This is a genomic window from Dermacoccus abyssi (assembly GCF_003515945.1).
Lineage (GTDB): Bacteria > Actinomycetota > Actinomycetes > Actinomycetales > Dermatophilaceae > Dermacoccus > Dermacoccus abyssi.
In genome coordinates, this window is sequence record NZ_QWLM01000008.1 from 16,410 (window position 1) to 40,266 (window position 23,857).

Below are 23,857 nucleotides of genomic sequence, written 5' to 3' on the forward strand. Positions count from 1 at the left end.
CCGCATGCTTCGGCCGGGAAGACCGCCCCGACGTTCTCGAGGGTCAGGGCGGTCGACGGCATCTCAGCCCCGGGCGTGCTCCCACGCGCCGCGCGTGTACTGCGCCGGATACGGGGTCTCGCGCCACGTCAGACCCAGTTCGGCGGCGGCGCGAAGCGGCCAGTACGGCTCGCGCAGGCCTGCTCGTCCGATGAGGACGGCGTCGGCGTCGCCCTCGGTGAGGATCGCCTCGGCCTGCGCGGGCTCCGTGATGAGTCCCACGGCTCCGGTCGCAATATCGGCCCCGCGTCGGATCTCGGACGCGAACCGCACCTGGTAGCTGGGGCCGACGGGGATGTCGGCGGGCACGTTGCCGCCGGTGCTCGTGTCGACGAGGTCGACGCCGACGGACTTGAGCTCGCGAGCGAGGCGGACGGTCTCGTCGATGTTCCAGCCCGTCTCGGCCCAATCGGTGGCCGAGACCCGCACGAAGAGCGGCTTCGCCTCCGGCCAGGCCCCGCGCACCTCGGTCGCGATGCGTAGCAGCAGACGGGTGCGGTTCTCGAAGGAGCCGCCGTACTCGTCGTCACGGCGGTTCGAGGCAGGGGAGAGGAACTCGTGCAGCAGGTAGCCGTGCGCTGCGTGGAGCTCGACGACGTCGAAACCGGCCTCGTCCGCGCGTCGGGCGGCGTCGACGAAGGCGTCCACGACGTCGTCGATGTCGGCGAGCGTCATGGCGCGGGGCGTTGCGTAACCGTCGAAGGCGACCGCGGACGGGCCGATGGCCTCCCAACCGCCTGCGTCGACGGGCACGCTGCCGGAGGGCTCACCCGCGAAGGGGCGGTAGGTCGACGCCTTGCGTCCGGCGTGCGCAAGCTGGACTCCGATCTTTGCGCCGTTCGCGTGGACGGCGTCGACGACGCGGCGCCATGCGGCCATCTGGTCGTGGTTCCACAGGCCGGCGTCCTGGGGGCTGATGCGCCCCTCGGGCGCGACGGCGGTGGCCTCTGTCAGCACGAGCCCGAAACCACCGACGGCGCGCGTCGCGTAGTGGACGAAGTGCCACGCGGTCGGGATACCGTCGCACGCCTCGCAGCTGTACTGACACATCGGCGTGAGCCAGATGCGGTTGCGGAACTCGACGTCGCGCAGGGTGAGGGGTTCGAACAGCTGGGGCATGCGGGGGCCTTTCGTCAGGATCGGGCGCGGCCACGGACCGCGCCTCGTGGGGCCCATGCGACAACGGTGGTTAGGGACGCGATATTTCCTCGGCCCGTTGTCCTGGCCGCGAACCGCTCCGTCAGAACGCCGCCGATACCTCGCCGCGCTTGACGTCGGCGCGCCATCGCGTGAGGAACGCGGCACCGGCGGCGTCGTTCGTCAGCGCCGGATCGGGCGTGACCTCGACGGGGTAGGTGCGCTCGAGCAGGCCGTCGGCGGGGCGAACGTCGCCGTGGCGCACGACGAATCCACGCTCGTGCAGACGATCAGCCATCGCGTAGTCGCTGCGAGAATCGCCGAGGGTGCGCCACTCGCGCGGGGTGATGTCGAGACCTGCGAGGTAGGCGACGGCCTTGTCGGCGCCGACCTGTTTGCCCGTGCCGATGTGTTCGACGTCGGTGGAGATGATCGTCGGGTCGATGCGCAACGCGACGTCGTCGCTGTCGTTGAGCGCCGTGCGGTCCTCCCATGCGACGCCGATCTCCTGCTCGGCGAGGAAATCCCAGATGCGCTGCTCGATCTCGTGCTGCCGGCGCCCGTAGGTCTCGAGGTCGATCCCGTGCAGCGCCTCGAAGCTGACCATCGCCTTCTTCGTCGCGTCGAAGAACATCGCGTCCTCGAAGTCGGGGGCAATGCTGCGGCAGAACTCGACGAGCCCCGTTGGCACGCGCAGACGCTCGTCGACCTCGAGATCGTCGCCCGCGCCGTCGAGGTGCTCGGGCTTCGGCACGAACCAGGTCGAGCCCTTCTCGCACACGGCGAGGACGACGGCGTCGTCAGGCAGTCCGGCTGCGACGAGCGACGGCATGACGGTGCGCGCGACGAAGACGTCGGAACGGCCCGTGTTGAACACGAGCGGGACGCCCGCCCGGGCCAACGCGACGAGATCGGCGGCGATGGAATCGATCGCGAGGGTGCGCGTCACCGGGCTCGCGACGGGGCCGTCGACGTCGAGCAGGAGCGCGTAGAGGGGCTTGGAGGTCATGGATGCAGTCTGGCACCACGCACTGGCAGGGCATCACGCCCCACAGTTTCGGTTAATGGTGATTAACTGGATTCGGATGTGAGGTGGATCTCACGGCCACATGGTCGCGTGCCGCCCGAAGTCTTCGAGTGCAGGAGGAGAAGTGGACAAAGTCGTGGCGTCTGCCGCGGAAGCGGTCGCGGACATCGGGGACGGTGCTTCGCTCGCCGTCGGAGGATTCGGCCTGTGCGGCATCCCGAGCGTGCTGATCGGCGAGCTGCACAAGCTCGGATCGACGAACCTCGCGGTCGTGTCGAACAACTGTGGCGTCGACGACTGGGGCCTCGGGGTTCTGCTGCGCGACAAGCGCCTGCGTCTCGTCACCGCCTCCTACGTCGGCGAGAACAAGGAGTTCGCGCGCCAGTACCTCGAGGGCGAACTCGAGGTGCATCTGACGCCACAGGGCACGCTGGCGGAGAAGCTGCGTGCCGGCGGCGCCGGCATTCCGGCGTTCTTCACGGCCACGGGCGTGGGCACGCAGGTGGCTGACGGTGGTATGCCGTGGAAGTACGGCGCTGACGGCCAGGTCGAGAAGGAGTCGGAGCCCAAGGAGACGCGCACCTTCGGCGAGGGTGACGACGCCAAGGACTACGTGCTCGAGGAGAGCATCGTCACCGACTTCGCGCTCGTGCACGCGGCCAAGGGTGACCGTCACGGCAACCTCGTCTTCAACCTGTCTGCCCGCAACTTCAACCCGCTGTGCGCCATGGCCGGCAAGACGGTCATCGCCGAAGTGGAGGAACTCGTCGAACCCGGCGACATCCATCCGGACCAGGTGCACCTGCCGGGTATCTACGTGCAGAGGGTGGTCGCGTTGACGCCGGACCAGGTTGAGGACAAACGGATTGAGAAGCGCACGACCCGCGATGCGGAAGGCGGCGCGAAGTGAGTAGGCGAGAGTTCGCGGGGCGAGCGTTCGACCATGAGTACGAGAAGCGCACGACCCGCGATGCGGAAGGTGGCGCGAAGTGAGTAGGCGAGGGTTCGCGGGGCGAGCGTTCGACCATGAGTACGAGAAGCGCACGACCCGCGATGCGGAAGGCGGTAACTGACATGGCGTGGACACGTGAACAGATGGCGGCGCGAGCCGCGACGGAGCTGGCCGACGGCGACTACGTGAACCTCGGCATCGGCCTGCCGACGCTCGTGCCGAACTACGTCGACGATGACGTCGAACTCGTGCTGCAGTCCGAGAACGGTCTCCTCGGGGTGGGCGCCTACCCCACGGATGAGGCGGTCGACCCCGACCTCATCAACGCGGGCAAGGAGACGGTGACCCTGCGTCGTGGCGCGTCGATCTTCGACTCTGCGACGTCGTTCGGCATGATCCGCGGCGGCAAGGTCGACGCGGCCATCCTCGGGGCCATGCAGGTCTCGACGAAGGGCGACATCGCGAACTGGATGATCCCCGGGAAGATGGTCAAGGGCATGGGCGGCGCGATGGATCTCGTCCACGGTGCCAAGAAGGTCGTCGTCCTCATGGAGCATTGCGCGAAGGACGGTTCGCCGAAGATCCTGCCCGAGTGCACGCTGCCGATCACGGGCCTCGCCGTCGTCGAGCGCATCATCACGGACCTGGCCGTCATCGACGTGACGGACGATGGGCTCGTGTGTATCGAGCTGGCCCCCGACGTCACCTTCGACGAGGTCGTCGAGAAGACGGGCGCGCCGCTCAGCGCCGGGGCGGGCATCGCCTGACGTTTCGCTGCCCCGCGCGGGCTTTCCTGTGTGCCAACGATGTAGCGTGAAACCAGGAGGTGTTCGTTCATGGGAACGTGGAATTACGTGGTGAACCAGCAGCAGTTCACCGACCAGTACGGAGAGGGTGCCGCGGTGCGGTATGCCAAGGTCATCGGAGACATTGCCGCGCGGATGACACCGGGTGATCGTGAGGGTGCTCTGGAGATCGTCAACGCGGCGTTCGACGAGCACGGTTTCGACATGCCGGAGATGATGCGCGACAAGATCGCCGAGAACCTGACGCTGGCGGAGCACGACCGCGTCGTCATCCGCGACGAGTTCGACAACGTCATCGCCGAGCACTCGCTGCCGAGTGACCGCGAAGCCCTCGACGAGGAGAACCGTCCTCACATCGATCCGGAGAGCGACTCGCGCCCGACGTACAGCTGACGTCGGTCAACGCCTGACTGCGGAGCACCCACGCCGGGTGCTCCGCAGTCGCGCGTTCCGGTCGTCGTTGCGCGAGCCGCGCGCAACGACGACGCGGCGGGACGTTGTGCGCGGGTGTGGCCCGTCGGGCTAGGCTGGCCCACGCGCTGCGCGAACTCGCCGGCGCCAGGGCCTTTAGCTCAATTGGCAGAGCTGCGGACTTTTAATCCGTAGGTTGTGGGTTCGAGCCCCACAGGGCCCACCGACCTGACAGAGTCGATGGATCAGATTCATCGACACCGACGAGACCGCGAGCCTCGGCAGCGGTGGGGTCGTGGGTGCCGAACACATTGGGGGCACCATGACTCATCTCGAGTGCTGTGGGTACATTTCACGCCGTACCCTGCTCGCGGCAGGCACGGGGGCGGGGCTGCTGGGGGTGGCAGGGTGGTCACCTGTCTCGGCGGCAACCGGTGACTCCAAGTTGCCGAACAAGGGCGACTCCCGGTACTCGGTGAGTCACTACTCCATCGGTGACACCGTTCGCACCGGCGCCAGCGGCACACATGCCCGGGTCTACGGAGCGACGACGATGACGTGTCGTGCCGAGGTCGCCACGACATCACTCCTCATCGATTTCGCGCTCGTACCGAAGAGCGTCACCGTGAACGGTGTGAGCAAGCCGTTCAAGGCGGCCGGAACGCGGTATCAGTGGTCGATCACGGGCGTTTCTCTGGCGAAGGGGCAGTCGTTCACGCTCCAGGTCAGGTACGACGACATCCCCTGGAACCGGGTTCTCCTCAACCGAGGCACCCGTGGCGTCATCGAGAACGGCACCGTGACGACGTTCTCCGGTGAGCCCGAGGTGGCCGTGTTCTGGTACCCGAGCAACGACCGCATCGACAACAAGGCCACGTACGCGATCAGCATCTCGACGCAGAAGGCCAACCAGATCATCGCCTACGGCGCGCCTGCCCCGCACACCTTCGGCGACGGCAGCATGGTCAACACGCGCATCGTCATTCCGGAGCGGGTCTCGTCCTACAACCCCGGGCTCACCGTCGGGCCGGGTCTCGCCGTGAAGCGCGGCAAGCTCACCGCGGCAGGCGTGAGCGTCCCGTACCTGTACGCGGGCATGGCGAGCGTCCCGGCCAACCTCGTCACCCACACCGCGAAGTCGCTCGACTACTTCGCCCGGTTGTACGGCCCGTACCCGTTCTCGCAGTCCGGTGGGCTGACGCTGACGAATTTCCCCGTCGGTGGCCAGGAGCAGGTCGGTCTCGTCCAGTACAAGCGTTCGCTCGTCGACGGGTCCCCGAGCTTCATCGCGCACGAGAACGCGCACATGTGGTTCGGCAACTCCGTGACGGCCAAGGACTGGCGTGACGTCATGTTCATCCACGAAGGTCTCGCCGTCCTGCTGCAGAACGACTACGCACGTCACGCGGGCATCGCGGGGGCCTACACGCCCGTGAAGTCGACGCTCGCGGGAAGCAGCGGGCCGGAGTACCTCGCGACGAGCCGCTACAACTACGTCTACGGTGCGCAACGCGCCATCCGCTACGCCATGGACCGCTCGTACCTGCGCGAGAACGCGCCGCGTCACACGGCGTTCCTCAAGGAGCTCGCCACGACGTATCGCCACGCGAACATCACGCGTGGGCAGTACAAGGCGTTGGCGCAGAAGCACTCGCCCGTCAGCCTCGCGTCGGTGTGGGCGGACTACGGAATCAGCGGTTAGCTCGGGTCGGGGGCGCGCTCGTTCAACCCGCAGGCACGATCAGTCGTCCGCGGGGGAGCGCTCTGCCCACGTTTGCGGTCGCAGGTCGAGTCGGCGAAGCAGCTGTGCGTTGAGCGCCACGACGACCGTCGAGGCAGACATGAGGACGGCACCGACGCTCATCGGCAGCACGAACCCGACGGGTGCGAGCACGCCCGCAGCCAATGGCACCGACACGAGGTTGTAGCCGGCGGCCCACCACAGGTTCTGCTTCATCTTGCGGTACGTCGCGCGCGACAACTCGATGACCGAGAGCACCGAACGCGGGTCGGAACTCGCGAGCACGACGCCCGCCGACCCGATCGCCACGTCCGTTCCCGCGCCGATCGCGATGCCCACGTCGGCCTGCGCGAGAGCCGGTGCGTCGTTGACGCCGTCGCCGACCATGGCCACCTTCCGCCCCTCGCCCTGGAGTTCGCTGACCTTCGCAGCCTTGTCCTCGGGGCGTACGCCGGCAAAGACACGGTCAATACCGAGCTCGTCCGCCACGTGGTGCGCGACGGCCTCGGCGTCACCGGTGATCATGACGACCTGCGCGCCTCGAGCGTGAAGGGCATCGATCGCGTCGCGGGATTCCGGACGCACGGCGTCGGCCAACTTGAGTGCGCCGATGATCTCGCCGTCTGCGAGGACGTGGAGGATGATCGCGCCCTCGGTACGCCACTCGTCGGCGACGGGCAGCTCGCGGGCGCCCTTCTGTTCGAGGAGGTGCGGCCCACCCACCTCGACGACGGCGCCGTCGATGTCCGCGCGCACTCCGACGGCCGGTGACGAGGTGAAGTCGCCGCCGCGCGGAACGTCGAGCCCGCGTTCGTCGGCCGCTGCGACGATGGCCCGCGCGAGGGGGTGCTCGCTGTCCGCCTCGGCTGCGGCGGCCAGCCGCAGCACGTCGTCCTCGCTGCGGCCCTCGACCGGTTCCACGCCCGTGACGGTCGGTTCACCCTTCGTCAGCGTGCCGGTCTTGTCGAACAGCACGGTGTCGACGGTGCGCATCGACTCGAGCGCCCGGCGATCGGTGACGAGCACGCCGGCGCGCGCCGCGCGCTCCGTCGCGATCGAGATGACGAGCGGGATGGCGAGGCCCAGAGCGTGCGGGCACGCGATGACGAGCACCGTGATGGTGCGGATGACGGCCTCGTTGGGGCGGTCGGCGACGAACCACACGATCGCCGTGAGAACGGCCGCGCCGAGGGCGTACCAGAACAGCCACGCGGCGGCCTTGTCCGCGAGCAGCTGAGCGCGCGACGAGGAGTTCTGCGCCTCGCTCACGAGCTTGCTGATGCCGGCGAGGGCCGTGTCGTCGCCCGTTGCCGTGATCTGCACGCGCAGACCGGAATCGGTGGCCACGGTGCCCGCGACGACGGTGTCGCCCTTCGCGCGCCGCACCGCGCGGGACTCGCCGGTGACCATCGACTCGTCCATCGACGCGCTGCCGTCCACGATGCGCCCGTCCGCAGGCACCGAAGCGCCGGGGCGGACGATGACGACGTCACCGACGACGAGGTCGTCGGGGGAGACCGTGACGACGCGGTCGCCGTCGACCTTCTCGGCCTCGTCGGGCAGCAGTGCGGCGAGGGAGTCGAGTGCCGAGGACGTCTGCGCCAGCGAACGCATCTCCACCCAGTGGCCGAGCAGCATGATGACGACGAGGAGCGCGAGTTCCCACCAGAACGACAGCTCGTCGTCGAGAACACCGAGGCTGGCACCCCAGGACGAGACGAACGCGACAGTGATCGCGAGAGCGATGAGCAGCATCATGCCGGGCTTGCGCGAACGCACCTCGCTCACGGCGCCGGACAGGAACGGCTTGCCGCCCCAGACGTACATCACGGTGCCGAGTGCCGGCGCGATCGCGAGCGTCCAGCCCGAATCGGGCAGCGAGTAACCCACGAGGTGGGCGAACATCGGGTCGAACGCGATGACGGGGATCGCGACGACGCTCATGATCGCGAACAGGCGCCGGAACATCGTGACGTGGTCGCCGTGGCCCGCGTGGCCTCCGTGCCCGGAGTGGTCGTCGTGCCCCGCGTGGTGGTCGTGGCCAGATGTCTCGTGTTCCATTCACTCCTCCTCACGAGCTACGCCGCCCCACACCCTGCGTCCGGCGGAGCCGTAGCCCTCACCCGCGTCATCTTATACCCCTTGGGGGTATATTGCGCGACGCCGGAGACGGGCCGAAGCAACGAAAAGATCCCCCGGCCCACACGGGCCGGGGGATCTCACGCAAAGCGCATCACTCGATGACGCGGATGAGCTTCTTGTTGAGGAACTCCTCGATGGCGTAGCGGCCGAGTTCACGGCCGAAGCCGGAGCGCTTCACGCCGCCGAAGGGCAGTTCTACGCCGTCGGCACCGACGCCGTTGACGAAGACCATGCCGACCTCGAGCTGATTGGCGATGCGCTCGGCCTGCTCGGAGTCCGTGGTGAAGACGTACGAGCCGAGGCCGAACGGGGTGTCGTTCGCGAGTTCGACGGCCTCCTCCTCGGAGCCGACCTTGAAGACCATGGCGACCGGGCCGAACAGCTCCTGGTAGTAGGCCGGGTTGTCCTTCGTGACGCCCGTGAGGACACCTGCGGGGTAGTAGGCGCCGTTCGCGTCGACGTCGTCGTTCTCGGAACCGACGAAGGTGGCGCCGCCACTGACGGCCTCGTCGACCTGGGAGGCGAGGTTGTCACGCGCGGCGACGGACGACAGCGGGGAGGCGCCCGAGGTCTCCTTCATCTTCTCGGTGAAGGCGGTGACGAACTCGTCGTAGAGGCCGTCGGCGACGATGAAGCGCTTACCGGCGTTGCATGCCTGGCCGGTGTTGTAGGCGCGTGCCTCGACGGCGGCCTGGACCGTGGCGTCCATGTCGTCGGTGCTGAGGAGGATGAACGGGTCGGAGCCGCCGAGCTCGAGCACGACCTTCTTGAGGTTGCGTCCGGCGATCTCGGCGACGGCGGAGCCGGCGCGCTCGGAACCGGTGAGCGAGACGCCCTGGATGCGCGGGTCGGCGATGATGTCGGCGCACTGCTCGTTCGTGGCGTTGAGGTTGACGTAGGCGCCCTCGGGGAACCCGGCCTCGGAGAAGATCTGCGCGATCGCGGCTGCCGACTCGGGGCACTGCGGAGCGTGCTTGAGGATGATCGTGTTGCCCGCCACGAGGTTCGGGCCCGCGAAACGGGCCACCTGGTAGTAGGGGAAGTTCCACGGCATGATGCCCAGCAGCGGGCCGATGGGGAAGCGGCGGATGAGGGCGCTGCCCTCGCCGTCGAGAAGGTCGATCGGCTCGTCCTTGAGGAACTCGGTGCCGTTGTCAGCGTAGTAGCCGAGGATGGCGGCCGAGAACTCGACCTCCTCGACGCACTCGGCCGTCGGCTTGCCCATCTCGCGCTCGATGATGGCGGCGAGCTCGTCGGTGCGCTCGGAGAACAGCTCGGAGGCGCGCTTCATGAGCGCAGCGCGGTCGGCGACGCTCGTGGTGCGCGACCAGCTCTTGTACGCGGACGACACGGCGTCCAGGGCGCGCGAGACGTCGGACGCGTCGGCGGTGGGGTAGGTCTCGACGACGTTGCCGTCATGCGGGTCGGTGACGGCGTACTGCGAGGTGCTCATGATTCTCCTCGGTGGGGGATGTGATCAGTCTCAGTCTGGTGGGGGATGTGATCAGTCGCAGTCTGGTGGGTGAGGCGGCCTCGATCGGCTCTCGCGCTCACCCCATTTCTACCGGGTCGCCCCGCCGCCGGTGGATGAAACGACTGCGGGGCAGGTGCAGATCGGCCGGGGCGGCGTGCGTCAGCGGAACGCGGGCAGACCGGTGAGTGCCTGGCCGACGACGAGCGTGTGCATCTCGACGGTGCCCTCGTAGGTGAGGACCGACTCGAGGTTGTTCGCGTGCCGGATGACCGGGTACTCGAGCGAGATGCCGTTCGCGCCGAGGATGGTGCGCGCGGTGCGGCAGATCTCCATGGCCTCGCGCACGTTGTTGAGCTTGCCGAGGCTGATCTGCTCGGGACGCACGGTGCCCGCGTCCTTGCGGCGCCCGAGGTGCAGGGCGAGCAGCACGCCCTTGACGTACTCGAGCTCCATGTCGGCCAGCTTGGCCTGCGTCAGCTGGAAGCCGCCGATCGGCTTGCGTTCCTTCGAGTAGTCGATCGCCGCTTCGAGCGACGAACGAGCCGCGCCCATGGCGCCCCAGACGATGCCGTAGCGGGCCTCGTTGAGGCAGGAGAGGGGGCCCTTGAGGCCGATGACCTCGGGGAAGACCGCGTCCGCGGGCAGACGCACACCGTCGAGGACGAGCTCGCTCGTCACGGACGCGCGCAGCGACATCTTGTGCTTGATCGTGTTCGCGGAGAAACCGGGGGTATCGGTCGGCACCACGAAGCCGCGGATGCCCTCGTCGGTCTGCGCCCACACGACGGCGACATCGGCGACAGCGCCGTTCGTGATCCACATCTTGCGGCCGTCGAGCACCCAGTCGTCGCCGTCACGACGGGCGCGCGTGCGCATCGACGCGGGGTCGGAGCCGTGGTCGGGCTCGGTCAGGCCGAAGCAGCCGATGGCCTCGCCGGCGGCCATGTTCGGCAGCCACTGCTGCTTCTGCTCCTCGCGGCCCCAGCGGTGGATCGCGAACATCGCGAGGGAGCCCTGGACGGAGACGAGCGAACGGATGCCGGAGTCCGACGCCTCGAGCTCGAGGCAGGCCAGGCCGTACGCGGTGGCGCTCATGCCGAGGCAGTCGTAGCCCTCGAGGTGCATGCCGAGGAAGCCGTTGCGGCCGAACTTGCGTGCCAGTTCGCGCAGGCTCGCAACATCTCCCGCCGCTCGGCGGGCGAGGTATGCGCGAAGCGCTCCTCGACAGCCCCGGCAGCGGCGACGACCTGCTCCACCTGCGCGGCCGGGGTGTGGGCGATCGCGCCGTTGGTACCCCCCGTGCGCGCGTCGAAGCCCGCGTCGCTCGCGGCGGATGCTCCTGCTTCGAGACGGGGGGTGTGACGCGCCCCGCCCGGCGATCCGGGAAGGTCGAACTGAGTCATGCTGACGTCCTTCGTTGCCTGAGTGAGCCGCAACGGCCTTGCCTGCCACGGTATGCAGGGCCGGCTGCGCATGTAACTGGACGAATTGGCGTGTCCGGACGTTCTTGTTCGACACAATGGATACTCGCGATGGCGCCCGCGGGCAGGAGCCCGATGCAACTCACGCTGCGCGCCCTGCTCGGGCGGGACGAGCTGCGTCTGCGGCTGATGAACGGCGACCCCGACACGCCGTTGACGTGGGTGCACGGCATCGAGCTCTTGGACCCCACGCCGTACCTCAGCGGCGGTGAACTCGTCCTCGCCACGGGGCAACGGCTTCCTGCGGAGCACGACGAGTGCCGCGCGTACGTCCAGCGCCTTGCAGCCCACGACGTCGGTGCGCTCGGCTTCGGCGTGGGTGTCGGGCACGACACCGTGCCGGACGGGGTGGCCCGAGCCTGTGTCGAGTTCGGACTTCCGCTGCTCGTCGTGCCCGAGCCCACCCCGTTCGTCAGCATCGTGCGCGTCGGCGCGGATTACGTGGCCGAAGCGGAACGGCGCGCGCTGCGTCACACGGTGGAGTTCCAGCGTCGTCTGACACGCGTCGCACTGCGTGACGGCGCCGAGGCGGTGGTCAGTGCGGCCCGAACGTTCCTCGAGCGCCCTGTCGTGGTGCTCACCGCGGATGGCGCGGCCGTCGGCGAGGGGCCAGTCTCCGACAAACTACTCCACCTGCAGGCTGCGGGGCGCCTCCCGCGTGGTCGTCGTGTGCTCAGCGCCGACGACGTGGAGGTGCACCCCCTCATCGGTCAGGCCCACGAGCACGGATGGTTGGCCACAGCGTCGACGCCGCCGCTCGGGCCCTCGGAGCGGTTCGCGCTCCAACACGTCGTCTCGTGCCTGTCGCTGCTCATGGAAACGCCGCAACGGCTGACGCAGCTCCGTGACGACCTGGGCAGGGCGTTGCTCCACCAGCTCGAGGAGGGCCGCGACTCCCCCGAGGAGTTGACCCACTTCGGCCTGTCCCCGGACACGGCTGTCGCCCTCGTCGCGTACCCCACCGCGACGGCGCGGCCCGACGTGTGGCGAGCACAGGCCGAACGGGCGTCGGCCGAGGCCAACGCTATCTTCCGCATTGACGGCGACGAACTCGTTGCCGTCGCTCCGAAGCCGATCACAGTGCCCGAGAGCCACCTCGGACATGCGGGGTTGGGCGGTGACGCCGCGGGGGCGCTCGAGCGCGCGCGTTTTGCCGCGCGAGCCGCGCGGCGCCGCGGAGTGCCTGTTGTCGACGGCGAGGCAGCCCTTGACGTCGTTCTGGCCCAACCCGCGATAGAGCGCGCCGTCGACGCGTGGGCGGGGCCGGTGCTCCAGCGGCTCAGCGACGACGGATCGGAGTCTCTACGCGTCACGGTGACGGCCTTCCTGCGTCACGGTGGGTCGTTCGATGCAACGGCGCGGGAGCTGAAGGTCCACCGGCACACGGTGTCCTCGCGGGTGCGGCGAGCTCAGGAGGCGATGGGGCTCGACCTCGCCGACCCTGACGTGCGCGCCCTCCTCTGGCTCGCCCTGGCGAGGTGAGCGCAGCGACATCCGTCGGTCCTCAGGAACCCTCGCGCCGAACGGGCAACGCCTGAGCGCTTCCGGAGGACGTTCCGGCGGACGACCCACCCGACGGCGTTGCCAGCCGTTGCGCGTAGTGCGAGGTGCGATCCCGGATTTTGACGACGTAGTCCTCCGTCTCCGGGTACGGAGGGATGCCCTTGAACTTCTGCACGGCTCCGAAGCCGGCGTTGTAGCCGGCGAGCGCGAGCTCGTACGGGTGGCGGTCGTAACCGGAGTTTCGCGACTGCTCGAGCAGATGTTTCATGAACCGCCCCTGCGCGGCGATGGCGTCCTTCGGGTCGTAGACGTCACCGCCACGGCCGTAGGTCTCCCACGTCTCGGGCATGAACTGCGCCAGACCCTGCGCCCCGACGGACGAGCGAGCCTGCGGGTCCCACTTGGACTCCGCTTCCAACTGGGCCGCGAGAACCGGTGCGGGAACGCCGGATTCACGAGACGCCGCCTCGATGTAGGGCGCCCAGCCGTTCGGCACCATGCGGGCGTCGAGCGGGCCGATCGGGTTGTCGAAGGACGACGGAGGACGCGGCTCCGGCTTCAGCGCGACGTACGCCTTCGCTGCGATGAACGGCAGCGAGAGCACGAGAAGCGTGACGGCGACGACCGTCACCCAGCGGGTCCGTGATGCGCGAGTCGCCGGCACGTTTCCTCCTCGGCTCGGTGCGCGGGACGGGCCCGCTCGCTCCCCATGGTGGCGGATCGACCTGACGTTTCACTGCACGTCAGAAAGCGGGCTCAGCGCGTGGCGCGCTCCAGAACGACCTGGGCGACCGCGAGATCCTGCCACGGCATCCCGACCGTCTTGAAGACGAGCGGACGGCTCGGGTCGAGTTCCGCATCGCCGCGCACGACGTCCTTCATGAGGAGCAGGTCGTCGCGCGAGAGATCGCCGTCGGCGATGGCGAGCACGACGTCGCCCGCTTCGCGCAGGGCGGTCTCCACGTCCTCGACGACGACCTGCGCGCGGGCCATGAGAGCGCCCGGCACCTCGCGGGCGCCGGGGGAGTGCGATCCCATGGCGATCACGACGACGTCGCTGCGCACGGCGTCGGCGGAGAAGAGCGGTTCCTCGGCAGGAGTGGCGCACACGACGACGTCGGCTCGGGTGAGAACGGCGTCCAACTCGGGGCTGCCGGCGGCGACGACCGAGCCACGTGAGATGACGTCGTCGCCCACGTTCTCGGGGGCGCGGCTGACGAAGGTGACGTCGTCGCCCACGTTCTCGGGGGCGCGGCTGACGAAGGTGACGTCGGCGAACGGCTCGGAGACGACATCGGCGAGGGTGTCGACGTGCGACGTGCCCTGCGGGCCGGTGCCGAACACGACGAGACGCAGCGGGCCGTCGAAGCGCTCGAGCGCCGGGCGGATGCCGACAACGGAGACGGCCGGGGTGCGCAGCGTCGTGAGGGCGGCGCCGTCGAGGACGGCGGTCGGCGCGAGGGTGTCGCCATCGAACATGAGGTAGCTGCCCTGGATGACGGGCAGGCCGCGTTCGGGGTTGTCGCGCCCGAGCGTCATCACCTTGATGCCGATGCCGGTGCCCACCTCCGACGGCATGAGGAGCAGCTGCCCCTTGTCGATCGGGTTGACGACGCGCGAGAGGTCGTCGGCCGGGTCGAAGCCCGCGACGAGCGCCGAACTGAGCGCGTTCACGGCGTCGGCCGGCGACATGACGGAGAAGATGCGGTCTGCGTCGAGGAGAGCATGGGCGCTATTCCACCACGACCCGCTGAGGTCGCGCCGGACGCGAGATCCGCGCGGATTCGGCCTTGTCGGTGCCTTGTGATTGGCTGGAAACATGACGACGACATGGCGTGACGAGGCCTCTCCGCAGGCTCAGGCCGACCTCGACGAGCTGCTCTCCGCAGCCCTTGGCGCGGCGATGGAACACCTCGAGAAGAACGGCGAGTTCTACCCCTTTGCCATGTCGGTCGACGGCGAACCCACGGTCGACGCCGACGGCGAGCCCACCGCCGCGAGCAGCGGTGTGAAGGCGCCCGACGTCGACATCGTCTTCGCCGACCCGGCTGCGCTCGGCGAGCAGCCAGAGCCAGAGGTGGTGCTCGCCGAACTGCGCCGCCTGCTCAAGGTGCGCGCGGAGAACGAGAACCGCACGGTGGCGCAGCGCGCCACGGCCATCGTCCTGCAGGTCGTCGTGCCGCAGTTCGGTGACGCGGTGCGCGTCGACCTCGAGCACGCCGAGCAGATCCAGCTCATGGTGCTCGCGCCCGTGCTCTCGAAGGGCAAGGCCCGCAAGCGCACCTTCGACTTCGGCGAGCTGCGCCTGCTGCCCGGCCAGCGTCACATCTGGTGATCCGGTGAACGATTCTTCCGACGCCTCCGGCACCGCCGGCGAGGCGGTCACACCCGGCCACGAGGATTTCGCCGGAGACTTCGCGGCCGAGGCCGACGCGGCCGCCCGCGAAGCGAACCCGAAGGTCAAGACCCTCACCCAGCGTCTACCCAAGACACCGGACGCCGACCGCGTCTACGAGGCGTTCGGCGCCTGGGTGGGCGATCGCGGCCTGAGCCTCTACCCCCACCAGGAAGAGGCCATCATCGAGGTGCTCGACGGCAAGAACGTCATCCTCGCCACCCCCACAGGCTCGGGTAAGTCGATGGTGGCCACGGCTGCGCACTTCGCGGCGCTCGCCGACGACCGCGTCAGCTTCTACACCGCCCCCATCAAGGCGCTCGTGAGTGAGAAGTTCTTCGCGTTGTGTGAGATCTTCGGCGCCGAGCACGTCGGAATGCTCACCGGTGATGCGTCCGTGAACCCGGACGCTCCGATCATCTGCTGCACCGCCGAGATCCTCGCCAACATCGCGCTGCGCGAGGGCAAGACCGCCGACGTCGGGCTCGTCATCATGGACGAGTTCCACTTCTACTCCGAGGGCGACCGCGGCTGGGCGTGGCAGGTGCCGCTGCTCGAGTTGCCGCAGGCGCAGTTCCTTCTCATGTCGGCAACCCTCGGCGACGTCACGCGGTTCGAGACGGACATGACGCGTCGCACGAGCCGCGAGTCGGTCACCGTCGCGGGCGCTGAACGTCCCGTTCCGCTCAGCTACTCCTGGTCGACGACGCCGCTCAACGAGACCATCGAGGAACTGCTCGAAACGCGTCAGGCGCCCGTCTACGTTGTGTTCTTCACGCAGGCCCAGGCTCTGGAGAACGCGCAGGCGCTCATGTCGCTCAAGGTCGCGAGCCGCGAGGATCGCGACAAGATCGCCGAGATGATCGGCGACTTCCGTTTCTCCTCGGGGTTCGGCAAGACCCTCAGCCGTCTTGTGCGCCACGGCATCGGCGTGCATCACGCCGGCATGCTGCCCAGGTACCGCCGTCTCGTCGAGACGCTCGCGCAGGCGGGCCTCCTCAAGGTGATCTGCGGCACCGACACGCTCGGTGTCGGCATCAACGTGCCCATCCGCACCGTCGTCCTTTCGGGCCTGACGAAGTTCGACGGCACCCGTCAGCGTGTGCTCAAGTCGCGCGAGTTCCACCAGATCGCAGGACGCGCCGGGCGCGCGGGCTTCGACACGAGCGGCTCGGTCGTCGTCCAGGCACCCGAGCACGTCATCGAGAACACGCGCAACCTCGCGAAGGCCGGCGACGACCCGAAGAAGCTCAAGAAGGTGCAGCGCAAGAAGCCGCCCGAGGGCTTCGTCAACTGGAGCGAGGAGACGTTCGACAAGATCGTCGCCAGCGAGCCCGAGCCGCTCGTGTCGCGCCTGCGCGTCACGCACTCGATCCTGCTCAATCTCATTGCGCGCGAAGGCGACCCGTTCGTCGCCGTGCGCGACCTCGTGCGCGACAACCACGAGGACGCGAAGAAGCAGACCCGCCTGGCCAAGCAGGCCATCGGCCTCTACCGGGAGATGCTCGCTGCGGGCGTCGTGCGTCGCCTCGACGAGCCGCAGGCCGACGGACGCCAGGTCGATCTCACGGTGGACCTGCAGGACAACTTCGCGCTCAACCAGCCCCTCGCGCCGTTCGCGCTCGCGGTGCTCGACATGCTCGACCCCGACGAGGCAGCGCCTGCTCGCGGTAACGCCGAGCCGTCCGACGCTCCGGCGCGCACGACGCTCGCGCAGGACTACGCCGTCGACGTCGTGAGTGTCATCGAGTCGATCCTCGACGACCCGCGCCCGGTGCTCATGCAGCAGCAGTTCAAGGCGCGCGGCGCTGCCGTGGCCGAGATGAAGGCCGAAGGCATCGAGTACGAGGAGCGCATGGAGCGCCTCGAGGACGTCACGTGGCCGAAGCCGCTGGCCGACTTCCTCGAAGCCGCGTTAGAGACGTACGCGCAGACGCAGCCGATGGTCTCGATGTACGAGCTGTCGCCCAAGTCCGTCGTGCGTGAGATGTACGAGAACGCTTGGAGCTTCGGCGATCTCATCCGCTACTACGACCTCGCGCGCAGCGAGGGCGTCGTGCTGCGCTACCTCACCGACGCCTACCGCACGCTGCGTCAGACCGTGCCGGAGTCGAAGAAAACCGAAGAACTGGCCGACCTCATCGAGTGGCTCGGCGAAGTCATCCGCCAGACCGACTCGAGCCTGCTCGACGAGTGGGAGGCGCTCACGCACCCGAGCGACGGGCCCGTCACGGCGGAGAAGGCGCTCAAGCCGCGCCCGCTCACGGCGAACCCGCGCGCCATGAAGGTGGCCATCCGCAAGGCGATGTCCCGGCGCGTCGAGCTCGCCGCCAAGGACGACGTCGACGGACTTGCCGCCCTCGACAAGGCGGTCGCGGCGAGCACCGATCCCGCCACGGACATCGTCATGGACGCCGACGCGTGGGACGCCGACCTCGGCGCCTACTACGACGAGCACGACGAGATCGTTCTCGACGCCGACGCCCGCGGGCCCAAGATGCTGCGCATCACCGAGCACCCCGACAAGTGGGAGGTGCGCCAGGTCATCGTCGACCCCGACGGCGACAACGACTGGGGCATCGACGCGGAGGTCGATCTGGAGGCCTCGAACGAGGCCGGCGTGCCCCTCGTCGTCGTGGTGGGCCTCAACCGCCTCGACGGCTGAGGTTTCGACCCGCGCCGGCTCTCACCGGGGGTGACGCGGCACACCCGGACAGTGACCAGCTGCCTCGAAACCCGGGCGTATCCTCGAACTTTGGCGACGAGCGGCTGCCATAGGCCCGCTCGCGCCCAGACGCGACGAGGAGATTCGATGACGCAGCCCGGCGGCTTGGCCCGCACGTTGAGCCACCGCACGATGCTCATGATCGGCCTCGGGTCGGCGCTGGGCACGGGGTTGTTCTTCGGATCCGGCGCGGCCATCGGTGTCGCGGGTCCCGCGGCCGTCGTCAGTTACGCCCTCGGCGCCCTGCTCATCGCCGTCATCGGCCTCGCCATGGCCGAAATGGCGACGGCGCGGCCCGAACCGGGCAGCTTCGGCGCGGCTGCCGGTCGCTACCTCGGCGAATGGGCCGGCTTCGTCTCGCGCTGGTGCTACTGGGCGGCCAGCGTCATCGCCCTCGGCGGTGAGGTGGTCGCCGCGGGCGCCTACCTCACGTACTGGTGGCCCGACGTGCCGCTCGTCGTCTTCGTCGCGCTCGTCGGGCTGACGATCGTCGTCATCAACCTCCTGTCGGTCGGCTCCTTCGGCCGCGCCGAAGCGGCGTTCTCCACGCTCAAGGTGACGGCGCTCATCGCCTTCATCCTCATCGGTCTCGTGCTCGTCCTCTTCGGCGCCCCGGGGCGCGCGGCCACGGGCTGGGGCAACCTCACCGAGCACGGCGGCTTCCTGCCCAACGGGCTCGAGTCGATCTGGCTGTCGATGGCCATCGTGATGTTCGCCTTCGTCGGCGTCGAGGTCATCCCGATCGCCGCCGCCGAGGCCGAGAACCCGCGCCGCAGCGTCCGCACCGCGATGCGTGCCCTCGTCGCGCGCCTCGGCCTGTTCTACGTCGTCGCCGTGCTGCTCATCGTCACGCTCAACGCCTGGACGGCGACCGCCTCGGCCAAGGGTCTCGAGGCCAGCCCGTTCGTGCGCGCCTTCGACGCCGTCGGCACCCCGGCGGCCGCGGGCGTGATGAACTTCGTCATCCTCGTCGCAGCTCTGTCGACCGGCAACGCGCAGCTCTACGGCGCGGGCCGCCTCGTCCACTCGCTCGCCGTCGACCGCCTCGCGCCGGCCTTCCTCGCTCGCACAAACATCAAGGGCGCACCCATCGTGGCGACGCTCGTCTCGGCGCTGGGGCTGCTCCTCGCCGTGTGGCTCGCCGAGACGGGTGTGGCCGACGCGTTCACCAAGCTCGTCTCCATCGCCACGTTCTCCGTGCTCATCACGTGGCTGCTCGCCCTCGCGAGCTACATCGTGTTCCGTCGGACGGGCGACGTGCACGGCAGCGTCCACCTGCCTGGCGGCGCGGCGGTCGCGGGGGTCGGCATCGCCGGCATCCTGGCCGTCATGGCCACTGCGTTCAAGGTGCCCGACATGCGTGACGCCGCCCTCGTCGGAGGCCTCTGGCTCGTCGTGTTGCTCGTGGGCTACGCCCTGACGCGCGGGGTGCGGCGCACCAAGGTCACGATCAGCTGACGCCGGAGGGTGGGCGAACTCGATTTTCGCCCCGTTTGGTGGTGGGCTAAGGGCATGAGTGTGCCTGTGACGTCCACCTACCGGTTCCAACTGCACGCCGACTTCACCCTCGACGACGCTCGGGCCCAGCTGCCCTACCTCAAGAAGCTGGGCATCTCGCACGCCTACTGCTCGCCGATCCTCGCGGCGGTGCCCGGCTCGGTGCACGGCTACGACGTCCTCGACCACACGCGCGTCAACCCCGAGATCGGTGGGCGGGAGGCCTTCGTCGCCTTCGCCGACGCCGCACACGAGATGGGCCTGGGCGTCATCGTCGACGTCGTGCCCAACCACATGGCCTTCGTCGCGCCCGAGTCGGGCAACCGTCCGCTGTGGGTGCTGCTCAAGGGCGGCCAGGACGCCCCGACGGCGCACTGGTTCGATGTCGACTGGGCGGCCGGTGACGGCAAGCTCGGCGTGCCGATCCTCGGCAACTCGCTCGAGCAGGAGATCGCCGACGGCGCCATCACGCTCGACCGCAGCGGCGACGAGCCCGTCATTCGCTACTACGAGCACGACTTCCCCGTCGCGGACGGCACCCTCGACGGCGTCTCTGAGGAACCGACGGGCGACGAACTGCGCTCCCTCCTCGACGCCCAGCACTACCGCCTGGCCTTCTGGCGCGAGCGCGACACGGTGCTCAACTACCGCCGCTTCTTCGAGGTGAACGAGCTCATCGCCGTGCGTGTCGAGGTGGCCGAGGTCTTCGACGCCACCCACGCGTTGCTGCTCGAGCTCCACCACGCCGGCCACATCGACGGTTTCCGCATCGACCACCCCGACGGCCTCGCCGACCCGCGCGGTTACCTCGCGCGCCTCGCGAAGGAGTGCCGCAAGGACACCCCGATCTGGGTCGAGAAGATTCTCGAGCCGGGGGAGGACCTGCCGAAGGACTGGGCGTGCGCGGGCACGACCGGTTACGACGCGATGGCGGCGATCACGGCAGCGCTCGTGGACGACGCGGCGGCACCCGTTCTCGACGAGGTGTGGCAGCGAGCCCTCGCCGAGGGCGACGCCCACGACGTCCACGAGGCAGCGGCCGACGCGAAGCGCTTCGTCGTCGAGAACGGCCTGGTGGCGGAGGTCGAGCGGCTCACCCGCCGCGCGAGCGAGGTGCGCCCCGACCTCGAGCGCGCTCGTCTGCGCGCCGCCATCGTCGAACTGCTCGTCGCCGCGCCGGTGTACCGCGCCTATCTCGTGCCGGGTGAGCGTATGGACGCACGGGCGAAGGCCCACCTCGACGACGCCCTCGCGGCAGCGCGCGAGAGCCGTCCCGACCTCGTGACGGAGATCGACGCCCTCAAGCCCATCGCGCTCGTGCGCCCGACGGCCGGAGCCGACGAGTTCGTCGACACCGAGAGTTCGTCGGCCGACTTCGCCGTCCGTCTCCAGCAGACGTGGGGCCCGGTCATGGCGAAGTCGATCGAGGACACGCTCTTCTACCGCTGGCACACGCTCACCGCGCTCAACGAGGTGGGTGGCGACCCTGCGGTGCTCACCGACGCGGGCCCGCACCGCCTCCACGCGTGGGCGCAGCACAACGCCAAGCAGTGGCCGCGCACGATGACGACGCTCTCGACGCACGACACGAAGCGCAGCGAGGACGTCCGAGCCGCACTGCTCGCCCTCGCCGGCGACACCGACGGGTGGCGCGAGTGCTCCGAGGCCGCCTTCGCGCTCGCCGACGCCGCGGGCGTCGACAGGGGGGCGGTTCACCTCGTGTGGCAGACGATCGCCGGGTTCTCCACGGCCTTCGGTGTCGACGACGACGGCTCGCACGACCTCGGCATCGACGCCCAGCGCCTCGACGACTACCTGACGAAGGCGCTGCGCGAGGCCAAGGTGTTCACCGCCTGGATCGACGGTGACGAGACGTACGAGGAGCAGGTGCTCGGCCTCGCCCGCCTCGTGCTCGACGCGCCGGCGAACGACAAGCAGGGCGAAGCTGCAGCGTCAGCGGATGCGAAGTCGACCCTCGCCGCCGATCTGCGCGAGCGCATCCTCGCCGCGCGTCGCGACAACGCCGAGGCCATCCGCCTCACCGGTGACTCGCAGAAGGTGCTCCAACTGTTCCTGCCGGGCGTGCCCGACACCTATCAGGGCAGCGAACGCCCGACGCTCAGCCTCGTCGACCCCGACAACCGTCGCAGCGTCGACTACGCCGAGCTCGAGCGCCGCCTCGACGTGCCGGGTTCGCGTCCGCGCCTCGTGGCGCAGTGCCTCGCGGCCGATGTGCACGACCCTGCGAACCCCGGCTCGACCTACAGGGCGCTCGAATCCGACAACGAGTTCGTCGTTGCCTTCGAGCGTGCGCTGCCGGCCGGCTCGGTCGCGCGCCGCCACCTCGCGGACGCGGGTCGACGCGTGTCCGACGCCGGACGCAGCGTCCAGCGTCTGGTGAACCGCGACAAGGGAGCCAAGGCGGACGCGACGGACCACGCCTTCGAACATGCCGAGCACGGCGCCCCGTTCGCCGTTGCGGTGGTCGGGGTGCGCGCGGCCTCGCGCGCCTTGCGCGACAACACGCTCGCCGACGCGGACGTGCCCCTCTCGGCGGGCACGTGGCGTCACGCCTTCAGCGGTCAGCGCGTCGTCGTCACGGACGGCCAAGCGCTGCGTCTGGGCGACCTCGAACCCCACGAGTTCGGGAACGTGCACGTGCTCGTGCAGGAGAAGTGATGACGATGACCACCTACGCATCGCCCGACTTCACCGGGTCGGCGCAGACCATCTCGGTCTGGGCGCCCAACGCCGAGCGCAGCGTCCACCTCGTGGCCGACGGCGTACGTTCCCTCATGCGCTCCGGTGACGACGGCTGGTGGCACTCGCGCGAGCCGCTCGCCGTCGGCAGCGAGTACGCGTTCAGCGTGGACGGCGGCGACCTGCGTCCCGATCCGCGCAGCCTGCTGCAGCCCGAGGGCGTACACGGCCCGAGCCAGGTCGTCGACCTCGGTGAGTACGAGTGGAGCGACGCCGAGTGGCAGGGCCACCACACGCGCGCCGGCGGCAACGGTCTCGAGGGCGCTGTCTTCTACGAACTGCACATCGGCACGTTCACCGAGGAGGGCACGTTCGAGGCGGCGGCTGCTCGCCTCGACCACCTCGTCGACCTCGGCGTGACGCACGTCGAGATCCTGCCGGTGAATGCCGTTCCGGGCCGCTGGAACTGGGGTTACGACGGCGTCAACTGGTACGCCACGAGCAGCATCTACGGCGGCCCGCAGGCGTTCCAGGCGTTCGTCGACGCGTGCCACACCAAGGGCCTCGCCGTGTGCCTCGACGTCGTCTACAACCACCTCGGGCCGAACGGCAACTACCTGCCGGTCTTCATGCCGATCTACAACGAGGCCCGCCAGTCCCCGTGGGGCACGGCCATCAACCTCGACGGCCCGAACAGCGACGAGGTGCGTCGCTTCATCATCGAGAACGCGCTCATGTGGTTCGAGCGCTTCCACGTCGACGCCTTCCGCCTCGACGCCGTGCACGCGCTCGTCGACGAGTCGGCCGTGCACATCCTCGAGGAGATCGTCGCCAACCTCGAAGCCGCAGCCGAGCGCCTCGGACGCCGCGTCGTCGTCGTGGCCGAGTCCGACCGCAACGACCCCGCCACTGTGACGCCGCGCCGGCGCGAGCCGGTGACCGGCGAAATCGCCGTGGCCGACGGTGGCTCCTCCGGCCTGGGCCTCACGGGCCAGTGGGCCGACGACATCCACCACGCCCTGCACGTGCTGCTCACGGGCGAGACCCAGGGCTACTACGAGGACTTCGCCGATCCGGAGGCGCTCGCAAAGGTCTTCACGACGCCGTTCTTCCACGACGGCACGTACTCGAGCTTCCGCGGACGCCGTCACGGGCGCCCCGTGGACCCCGCGCAGACGCCGGGCTGGCGCTACGTCGCATCGCTGCAGACGCACGACCAGGTCGGTAACCGCGCCTCCGGCGATCGTTTGTCGCACCTGCTCTCGGTCGGCCGGTTGGCCTGTGGCTCAGCGCTTCTGCTCTCCTCGCCGTACACGCCGATGCTCTTCATGGGGGAGGAGTACGGCGCCCGCACGCCGTGGCAGTTCTTCACCGACCACGACGACCCCGAGATCGCTGCGGCGACGTCGCGCGGTCGCGCCGAGGAGTTCGCCGCGCACGGATGGGGCGACGAGGTGCCCGACCCGCAGGAGGAGTCGACGTTCACCAACTCGACCCTCGACTGGAGCGAACTCGACGACACCGAGGGAGAGTCTGCGCTCCTGCTCGACTGGTACCGCACCCTCATCCGCCTGCGCCGCGACGAGCCGTCGCTCGCCGCCGACGATCTCGGCACGACGCGGGTGGAGCGCCGCGGGAAGGGTTCGAGCAGCGTCGTCGTTGTCCACCGAGGCGACCTTCGTGTGGTCGTCAACCTCAGCGACGAGCCCGTCACCGAAGCGGGCGAGGTCGTCGCGGCCTGGCACACGGTCGACGTGCGTGAAGGCCGCGACGGCAGCGGCTCGAGCGTCGTCATCCCGACGGACTCGGTCGCGCTCCTGCGCTGAG

The 23,857-nt window shown here is 69.2% G+C and carries 17 protein-coding genes, 1 tRNA gene and 1 pseudogene; 11 read left to right on the plus strand and 8 right to left on the minus strand.

Features of this window, described 5'->3' with window-relative positions:
• Window positions 1–63: 63 nt before the first annotated feature.
• Together D1832_RS08170 and D1832_RS08175 are read right to left on the minus strand one after the other, a co-directional pair.
• A complete protein-coding gene (locus D1832_RS08170) occupies window positions 64–1,158 on the minus strand; it encodes an NADH:flavin oxidoreductase/NADH oxidase (protein WP_118913428.1) in 1,095 nt (364 codons plus the stop codon).
• Window positions 1,159–1,279: 121 nt separating this feature from the next.
• Entirely contained in the window at window positions 1,280–2,185 is a 906-nt protein-coding gene (locus D1832_RS08175; RefSeq protein WP_118913429.1) for a hypothetical protein, read from the minus strand.
• A 142-nt stretch (window positions 2,186–2,327) separates the two neighbouring features.
• Here D1832_RS08175 and D1832_RS08180 point away from each other — a divergent pair, with 142 nt between their 5' ends.
• From D1832_RS08180 to D1832_RS08200, 5 genes are all read left to right on the plus strand, one after another.
• Window positions 2,328–3,113 (plus strand): CoA transferase subunit A, encoded by a 786-nt coding sequence (locus tag D1832_RS08180; protein WP_118913430.1) that lies wholly within the window; start codon window positions 2,328–2,330, stop codon window positions 3,111–3,113.
• Between the two features lie 164 nt (window positions 3,114–3,277).
• A complete protein-coding gene (locus D1832_RS08185; protein WP_118913431.1) occupies window positions 3,278–3,922 on the plus strand; it encodes a CoA transferase subunit B in 645 nt (214 codons plus the stop codon).
• A gap of 69 nt (window positions 3,923–3,991) precedes the next feature.
• Window positions 3,992–4,354: a hypothetical protein gene (locus D1832_RS08190; protein WP_118913432.1), complete on the plus strand. Its 363-nt coding sequence runs from the start codon at window positions 3,992–3,994 to the stop codon at window positions 4,352–4,354.
• A 168-nt stretch (window positions 4,355–4,522) separates the two neighbouring features.
• Window positions 4,523–4,595: transfer RNA gene (locus D1832_RS08195), tRNA-Lys, on the plus strand.
• A gap of 99 nt (window positions 4,596–4,694) precedes the next feature.
• Window positions 4,695–6,074 (plus strand): M1 family aminopeptidase, encoded by a 1,380-nt coding sequence (locus D1832_RS08200; protein WP_147362647.1) that lies wholly within the window; start codon window positions 4,695–4,697, stop codon window positions 6,072–6,074.
• 39 nt (window positions 6,075–6,113) lie between these two features.
• Here D1832_RS08200 and D1832_RS08205 read toward each other — a convergent pair whose 3' ends face one another.
• The 4 genes and pseudogenes from D1832_RS08205 to D1832_RS15775 form a co-directional block, all read right to left on the minus strand.
• Window positions 6,114–8,174 carry a heavy metal translocating P-type ATPase gene (locus tag D1832_RS08205; protein ID WP_118913434.1) on the minus strand — a complete coding sequence of 687 codons (2,061 nt, stop codon included), beginning with the start codon at window positions 8,172–8,174 and terminating at the stop codon, window positions 6,114–6,116.
• 172 nt (window positions 8,175–8,346) lie between these two features.
• Complete coding sequence (locus tag D1832_RS08210) at window positions 8,347–9,708, minus strand: NAD-dependent succinate-semialdehyde dehydrogenase (protein ID WP_118913435.1); 1,362 nt, start codon at window positions 9,706–9,708, stop codon at window positions 8,347–8,349.
• A gap of 180 nt (window positions 9,709–9,888) precedes the next feature.
• Window positions 9,889–10,899: pseudogene (locus D1832_RS08215) on the minus strand (acyl-CoA dehydrogenase family protein); the annotation flags it as partial.
• Window positions 10,821–11,132 carry a hypothetical protein gene (locus D1832_RS15775; protein WP_241510941.1) on the minus strand — a complete coding sequence of 104 codons (312 nt, stop codon included), beginning with the start codon at window positions 11,130–11,132 and terminating at the stop codon, window positions 10,821–10,823. The pseudogene D1832_RS08215 and the gene D1832_RS15775, both read right to left, overlap by 79 nt.
• A 153-nt stretch (window positions 11,133–11,285) precedes the next feature.
• Between D1832_RS15775 and D1832_RS15145 the strand changes: the two genes are divergently transcribed.
• Window positions 11,286–12,692, plus strand: a complete 1,407-nt coding sequence (locus D1832_RS15145) for a PucR family transcriptional regulator (RefSeq protein ID WP_182434724.1) — start codon at window positions 11,286–11,288, stop codon at window positions 12,690–12,692.
• A 22-nt stretch (window positions 12,693–12,714) separates the two neighbouring features.
• Here the strand turns inward: D1832_RS15145 and D1832_RS08230 are convergent, their stop codons facing one another.
• Together D1832_RS08230 and D1832_RS08235 are read right to left on the minus strand one after the other, a co-directional pair.
• Window positions 12,715–13,377, minus strand: coding sequence for a lytic transglycosylase domain-containing protein (locus D1832_RS08230; protein WP_147362649.1), 663 nt, complete (start codon window positions 13,375–13,377; stop codon window positions 12,715–12,717).
• Between the two features lie 92 nt (window positions 13,378–13,469).
• The gene (locus tag D1832_RS08235) at window positions 13,470–14,405 is read right to left on the minus strand and encodes an ornithine cyclodeaminase family protein (protein WP_241510928.1); all 936 of its coding nucleotides are present in this window, start codon (window positions 14,403–14,405) and stop codon (window positions 13,470–13,472) included.
• 127 nt (window positions 14,406–14,532) lie between these two features.
• Between D1832_RS08235 and D1832_RS08240 the strand changes: the two genes are divergently transcribed.
• The 5 genes from D1832_RS08240 to treZ all read left to right on the plus strand — a co-directional run bounded on the left by D1832_RS08240 (window position 14,533) and on the right by treZ (window position 23,856).
• The gene (locus tag D1832_RS08240; protein WP_118913438.1) at window positions 14,533–15,048 is read left to right on the plus strand and encodes a hypothetical protein; all 516 of its coding nucleotides are present in this window, start codon (window positions 14,533–14,535) and stop codon (window positions 15,046–15,048) included.
• A 4-nt stretch (window positions 15,049–15,052) separates the two neighbouring features.
• Window positions 15,053–17,773: a DEAD/DEAH box helicase gene (locus D1832_RS08245; RefSeq protein ID WP_118913439.1), complete on the plus strand. Its 2,721-nt coding sequence runs from the start codon at window positions 15,053–15,055 to the stop codon at window positions 17,771–17,773.
• 147 nt (window positions 17,774–17,920) lie between these two features.
• Window positions 17,921–19,291: an amino acid permease gene (locus D1832_RS08250; RefSeq protein WP_118913440.1), complete on the plus strand. Its 1,371-nt coding sequence runs from the start codon at window positions 17,921–17,923 to the stop codon at window positions 19,289–19,291.
• A gap of 54 nt (window positions 19,292–19,345) precedes the next feature.
• On the plus strand, window positions 19,346–22,009 hold the full coding sequence (gene treY / locus D1832_RS08255; protein ID WP_241510929.1) for a malto-oligosyltrehalose synthase: 2,664 nt from the start codon (window positions 19,346–19,348) through the stop codon (window positions 22,007–22,009).
• Window positions 22,009–23,856: a malto-oligosyltrehalose trehalohydrolase gene (treZ, locus tag D1832_RS08260; protein ID WP_241510930.1), complete on the plus strand. Its 1,848-nt coding sequence runs from the start codon at window positions 22,009–22,011 to the stop codon at window positions 23,854–23,856. Before treY ends, treZ begins: the two co-directional genes overlap by 1 nt.
• The last annotated feature ends 1 nt before the right edge of the window (window position 23,857 follow it).

Coding starts and splice junctions, on each gene's coding strand:
- D1832_RS08190 (WP_118913432.1), top strand. CDS start 3,992: ATGGGAACGTGGAATTACGTGGTGAACCAGCAGCAGTTCACCGACCAG.
- D1832_RS08235 (WP_241510928.1), bottom strand. CDS start 14,405: ATGTCGCCGGCCGACGCCGTGAACGCGCTCAGTTCGGCGCTCGTCGCG.
- treZ (WP_241510930.1), top strand. CDS start 22,009: ATGACGATGACCACCTACGCATCGCCCGACTTCACCGGGTCGGCGCAG.
- D1832_RS08185 (WP_118913431.1), top strand. CDS start 3,278: ATGGCGTGGACACGTGAACAGATGGCGGCGCGAGCCGCGACGGAGCTG.
- treY (WP_241510929.1), top strand. CDS start 19,346: ATGAGTGTGCCTGTGACGTCCACCTACCGGTTCCAACTGCACGCCGAC.
- D1832_RS08200 (WP_147362647.1), top strand. CDS start 4,695: ATGACTCATCTCGAGTGCTGTGGGTACATTTCACGCCGTACCCTGCTC.
- D1832_RS08240 (WP_118913438.1), top strand. CDS start 14,533: ATGACGACGACATGGCGTGACGAGGCCTCTCCGCAGGCTCAGGCCGAC.
- D1832_RS08205 (WP_118913434.1), bottom strand. CDS start 8,174: ATGGAACACGAGACATCTGGCCACGACCACCACGCGGGGCACGACGAC.
- D1832_RS15775 (WP_241510941.1), bottom strand. CDS start 11,132: ATGACTCAGTTCGACCTTCCCGGATCGCCGGGCGGGGCGCGTCACACC.
- D1832_RS08175 (WP_118913429.1), bottom strand. CDS start 2,185: ATGACCTCCAAGCCCCTCTACGCGCTCCTGCTCGACGTCGACGGCCCC.
- D1832_RS08210 (WP_118913435.1), bottom strand. CDS start 9,708: ATGAGCACCTCGCAGTACGCCGTCACCGACCCGCATGACGGCAACGTC.
- D1832_RS08170 (WP_118913428.1), bottom strand. CDS start 1,158: ATGCCCCAGCTGTTCGAACCCCTCACCCTGCGCGACGTCGAGTTCCGC.
- D1832_RS15145 (WP_182434724.1), top strand. CDS start 11,286: ATGCAACTCACGCTGCGCGCCCTGCTCGGGCGGGACGAGCTGCGTCTG.
- D1832_RS08250 (WP_118913440.1), top strand. CDS start 17,921: ATGACGCAGCCCGGCGGCTTGGCCCGCACGTTGAGCCACCGCACGATG.